The 4,500-nt window shown below is 59.8% G+C and carries 6 protein-coding genes and 1 pseudogene; 5 read left to right on the top strand and 2 right to left on the bottom strand.

Features of this window, described 5'->3' with window-relative positions:
- The 4 genes and pseudogenes from E5W87_RS14830 to E5W87_RS14845 all read left to right on the top strand — a co-directional run.
- Positions 1-155: pseudogene (locus E5W87_RS14830) on the top strand (ABC transporter permease); the annotation flags it as partial.
- Between the two features lie 2 nt (positions 156-157).
- On the top strand, positions 158-889 hold the full coding sequence (locus tag E5W87_RS14835) for an ATP-binding cassette domain-containing protein (RefSeq protein ID WP_292398501.1): 732 nt from the start codon (positions 158-160) through the stop codon (positions 887-889).
- A gap of 12 nt (positions 890-901) precedes the next feature.
- Positions 902-1,645, top strand: a complete 744-nt coding sequence (locus tag E5W87_RS14840; protein ID WP_292398504.1) for an SDR family oxidoreductase — start codon at positions 902-904, stop codon at positions 1,643-1,645.
- A gap of 7 nt (positions 1,646-1,652) precedes the next feature.
- A complete protein-coding gene (locus E5W87_RS14845; RefSeq protein ID WP_292398506.1) occupies positions 1,653-2,213 on the top strand; it encodes an IclR family transcriptional regulator C-terminal domain-containing protein in 561 nt (186 codons plus the stop codon).
- A gap of 10 nt (positions 2,214-2,223) precedes the next feature.
- On the opposite strand, the gene E5W87_RS14850 is transcribed toward E5W87_RS14845, so the two are convergent.
- Positions 2,224-2,685: a nuclear transport factor 2 family protein gene (locus E5W87_RS14850; protein ID WP_292398508.1), complete on the bottom strand. Its 462-nt coding sequence runs from the start codon at positions 2,683-2,685 to the stop codon at positions 2,224-2,226.
- 467 nt (positions 2,686-3,152) lie between these two features.
- Here E5W87_RS14850 and E5W87_RS14855 point away from each other — a divergent pair, with 467 nt between their 5' ends.
- Positions 3,153-3,647, top strand: coding sequence for a hypothetical protein (locus E5W87_RS14855; protein WP_292398513.1), 495 nt, complete (start codon positions 3,153-3,155; stop codon positions 3,645-3,647).
- A gap of 150 nt (positions 3,648-3,797) precedes the next feature.
- Here E5W87_RS14855 and E5W87_RS14860 read toward each other — a convergent pair.
- Positions 3,798-4,500: zinc-binding dehydrogenase (locus E5W87_RS14860; RefSeq protein ID WP_292398515.1), on the bottom strand; the 703-nt coding region annotated here is incomplete at its 5' end.

Below are 4,500 nucleotides of genomic sequence, written 5' to 3' on the forward strand. Positions count from 1 at the left end.
GCGCCATCCTGATCCGCGTGATCGACAATGGGCTGGTTCTCAGTCGGGTTGACGCGAACTGGTTCAAGTTCGCCATCGGAACCTTGACCATCTTCGCCGTGGTCGCGAACGCCTGGCTGCTGCGGCGCGCCAAGCGGATAAAGGCGGAGACCTGACGATGGCCGACCCCATTATCTCGATCCGCAATCTGCACAAGTGGTATTCCGGCGTCCATGCCCTCAAGAACATCTCGCTAGACATCTATCCGAACGAGGCGCTCGGCCTGATCGGCGACAACGGGGCCGGCAAATCGACCCTGATCAACATCCTTTCGGGTGTACAGAGAGAGGATCAGGGCGAGGTGCTGATCGACGGAGAGAAAGTTCAGATCAGCAATCCGCGCGACGCTATGCGCCTCGGCATCGAGACCATTTACCAGTACAATTCGATGGTTCCTACCATGTCGATCGCCCGTAACATGTTTGTCGGGCGCGAGCCGCTGAAGTTTGCGATCGGCGGGATCGGTGTCATGGATCTGGGCCAGATGCGCCGCGAAAGCGTCAAGGCCATCGCCGATGTCGATCTGCATCTGCGTTCGCCCGACGCTCTGGTGGGCGAACTATCGGGTGGTCAGCGGCAGGGTGTCGCCATAGCCAGGGCCATGCATTTCAAGTCAAAGGTGATGATCCTCGACGAGCCGACCAACCATCTGTCCGTCAAGGAGACCAAAAAGGTGATCGGCTTCGTGCGATCGCTCAAGGAGCAGAACGTCACCGGCATTTTCATCAGCCACAACATGCACCATGTCTTCGAATGCTGCGACCGGGTCGTTGCAATGGCGCGCGGCGAAATCGTTCTGGACAAGCGGATCGGCGAGACTTCGATCGAGGAAGTCCAGGAGGTTCTTTGACAGGAGGAAGCAATGCCTGATCTGAGCGGCCGGAACGTTCTTCTGACCGGCGGTCTGGGGACGCTTGGCCGAGCGCAGGCCAGGAAGCTCTCGGCGGAAGGCGCCGATGTCATCGTGCTCGACCGGCCCGAGATCGAGGACGCCGCGCAGCGGGCGAGGGAGCTCGGTGCGACGGTCAGCTTCGCCGGCTGCGATCTGAACGACCTGGCGAACGCGACCAAAATCGTCGAAGGGATCGTCGCGGACGTCGGCGGCATCGACATCCTGATCAACAATGCCGCGCTCATCATCAACCGGCCCTATGAAGAGTTCAGCCTGGAGGAATACGAGCAGCAGATCCGCGTGAATTCCTCCGCCGCCTTTGCGCTGGTGCAGGCCTGTGCGCCTCACATGAAGAAGAAGGGCTGGGGCAAGATCATCAACTTCACGTCGATCACCCTCAACGGCCAGCTTGGCGGCTATGTCCCCTATATCGCGTCCAAAGGCGCGATGCTCGGCCTGACCAAATCGCTGGCACGCGAACTCGGACCCTATGGCATATGCGTGAATGCGGTTGCGCCAGGGGCTATCGTGTCGGAGGCGGAGGAGCGCGTCTTCGGGCACAAGCTCCAGGAATACAATGATTGGGTGATCGACCGGCAATGCCTGAAGCTGCGTATCGTGCCTGAGGATGTCGCCGATCTTGTGCATTTCCTCGTCTCGCCGGCCGCCGACAGGATCACCGGCCAGAACATCGGGATCGACGGAGGATGGTAGGCTGTGGATGTCTTCGTCCTGCAGGATTCCCGAACAAAGGTCGGGATCGTTCCGGAACTCGGCGGCTGGCGTTGACGCAATCGAGATTCTTTATTGGACGGGCACGATCAGCCCTGTCGTGCACACCAATACAGTACTCCGCAAACGCGCAGATCTGTTCAAGTCCGCCATGGGTCGCGCCTACATGGCCTTCTGTGATGACGAAGAACGAGAACGGCACATCGTTCGCATCCGGAAGAGCTTTTCCATGGAGTTTGGCGACAAGGAAGAACTGGCGTTTCGGAACCGCCTGGACCGTATCCGGCGCGCAGGCTACGCCGTGCGTGACCCGGGCACCGAACCGCTTCGGATGACGACTCTCGGAGTTCCCATCATAGAAAGGGACAAGGTCGCGGCAGTGATGTCCGTATCATTCTTCAAGTCGTCGGTGGACCCCCGCAGGATCAAGGAAGACGTGCTGGCCCCCCTCCTCGATACGCGGACCAACATCGAGCATGCGCTGGATTTCATCCGCAATCGTGCGGGTCTGGATGCTTCGGTGCATCGCGAATATTCCGTTGCGCTGTAGCGGGCCAACTTCAGTTGCTTCCAAGGACCGGGTTGGTCGGCGGCGTGCCGCCTTCGAACCACGGCTCGAAACGCCGATAGGTGACTTTCCAACCCTGTGGCGTGTTGACGAGCCGATCGGTCATGTAGGCGATCTGGATAGGGGGGTGCGTCGGGAGCACAGGCTTCCCATCCGCGGCGTACAGCATCAGCACCCAATGGCAAAGCGCCGTGTCGGGACCGTCGTCGAACATCGCCTGGAAATTCTGCACCGAATGGACAACCGTGCGAGCGCCGCGATCCTCCCGCCACTTGTAGAATGCGCGAATTTTCTCGCGCCCTTCATACGTCGTCGCCGACCCCGCGAATGTCGCATCCTCAGTGTAATAGTCCGGTGCGTTCCGTCCCCAGTTGGTGTCGACGTCATGCCAGTAATCGACGACTAGCGCGTGCAGCACTTGCGTCAATTCAAGGCGATCTTTGTCGATTCGCATGTTCTCCCGCCTTCTCGAATCACGTCCGCGGCCGGACTGGCCGTCTGGTCGTTGCCAACATTTTTACTGGAGACGAGGGGTTGGATCCATCTCTTCCCGTCGGCTCGTGCTGGGATCTGCGAGCCAGCAGTTCGCTGCGCCCCACTCCTTACCGCCTGATATCAGGCGCGTCCCGCTCGCGCGGCTGTAACAGTCTTTGTTTTCGAAGCGTGAAATAGCTGTTTCAGGCACGAGGTGGCTGCCAGCACCGGATTGGTTTCGCGTCCGGCGGAATTGACACAGTTGTCATGCCATTGGCGGGAAGCCATGCCTCGAAGCACGGCCATGTCCGGCGTGCAGAGAACATTGCTTCCCGCTGAAGATGCGCGGCGTAGACACAGGTTGTGAAAACGCGCGATAAGATCAGCCTGCGATAAATTCAAAGATGGCCGGGTCACTAGAAGATGGCACACCGAATGTGCAACGCAATGCTTGGCTTCGCGGCGCTTGCCTTAGCCGCGTGCCAATCGGCTCCTGAAACGCCGCAACCCACTCTCGAACCTGCGTTGGAACCTGGTAACGTTCCTGCCCAGACCGCCTCGGATCCTGCCGCTGTTCCTTCCGGCTCAGCAATCATGGATCAATCCGTGGCGGTCACTCCCCCTAACAAGGCTGTTCCGACAAAGTATGCTGCTTTTTCGGGTCTATGGGCCGGACGATTGGATGGGATGTATGACGCCAAACTTGCTGTTCAGACGATTTCTTCCAATGGGAAGGTGACGGTCACCTATGCGTGGGGAAATCTGGGCGACAACCATCCGGGAGAGGCCGCCGGCGCTGGAAGAATTGTGGGGACGACGTTGAAGCTTGAGCGCCTACCGAATGGCGCAGACGTCAGTTTTGTCATGCGGCCCGATGGAGCCCTGGCCGGAACCGTTAGGCTTGCCGGGCAGACCTACACGGGCGCGTTCCTCAAGCAATGATCAAAGACGTGTCTGAAGGGCTATGCAGAGGGCCAGGCGACTGTTCCATATAGCAGCCCGAGCGTCCGTTCGGCGTCGTTGTAGCAGTTCTGCTCTTACGACCTGGAAATGCAAAGACAGCAACTGGCCTGCGATCATCAGCCCTCGCGGTCATCTGGTCGCGGGTAGTGGCGCGTCCCCCATTTCGGTCGAAAATCGCTCCAAGACAACTTTTCCCAACATGCGGCCGCCCTCAACAAGCCGATGCGCCTCTCGAAGACTGCTGGGCGTGAGCCTCCCGAGGTCGGTCGTTACTGTGGAGCGCAGGACACCGGAATCGGCGAGCGCCGAGACCTCTTCGAGAATCCTGTGATGGGCGATCATGTCAGCACCGCCAAAATGGGGTCGCGTCACCACGTCCTCCCAATGCAACGAAGCGCTTTTCGACCGAAGCGGCGTCGCATCGAGGATTGCATGGTTGGTGATGACTCCGACCTTGCCGTAGGGGGCAATGATCGCTGCAATCGCAGCCCAATGCTGCTCTGTCTGATTGAGAGCTGCGATGTGGGTGATCGCCGAAGTGCCTGTAGCGGCAAGCTCCTCAATCATCGATCGCAAATGATCGATGACATGGTGCGCCCCGAGCGACAGGCACCACTCCCGGCTTTCGGGCCGTGAGGCAGTCGCGATGACGGTCAGGGCGGTGATGCGTCGCGCCAGCTGGATCAGCATCGAGCCGACACCGCCCGCCCCGCCGATGATCAGCAGCGTACCGGCATCGTGCAGCTTTCCGGGCTTAACGTCGAGGCGATCGAACAGCAACTCCCAGGCCGTCAGCGACGTAAGAGGCAGCGCTGCCGCCTGCGCGAATGTG

The sequence above is a fragment of the Mesorhizobium sp. genome (genome assembly GCF_004962925.1).
Taxonomy (GTDB): Bacteria; Pseudomonadota; Alphaproteobacteria; order Rhizobiales; family Rhizobiaceae; genus Mesorhizobium.

What these genes read in the sequence shown, in the direction of transcription:
- E5W87_RS14850 (WP_292398508.1), bottom strand. Translation starts at nt 2,685, where the DNA reads ATGCGAATCGACAAAGATCGCCTTGAATTGACGCAAGTGCTGCACGCG.
- E5W87_RS14855 (WP_292398513.1), top strand. Translation starts at nt 3,153, where the DNA reads ATGCTTGGCTTCGCGGCGCTTGCCTTAGCCGCGTGCCAATCGGCTCCT.
- E5W87_RS14840 (WP_292398504.1), top strand. Translation starts at nt 902, where the DNA reads ATGCCTGATCTGAGCGGCCGGAACGTTCTTCTGACCGGCGGTCTGGGG.
- E5W87_RS14835 (WP_292398501.1), top strand. Translation starts at nt 158, where the DNA reads ATGGCCGACCCCATTATCTCGATCCGCAATCTGCACAAGTGGTATTCC.
- E5W87_RS14845 (WP_292398506.1), top strand. Translation starts at nt 1,653, where the DNA reads ATGTCTTCGTCCTGCAGGATTCCCGAACAAAGGTCGGGATCGTTCCGG.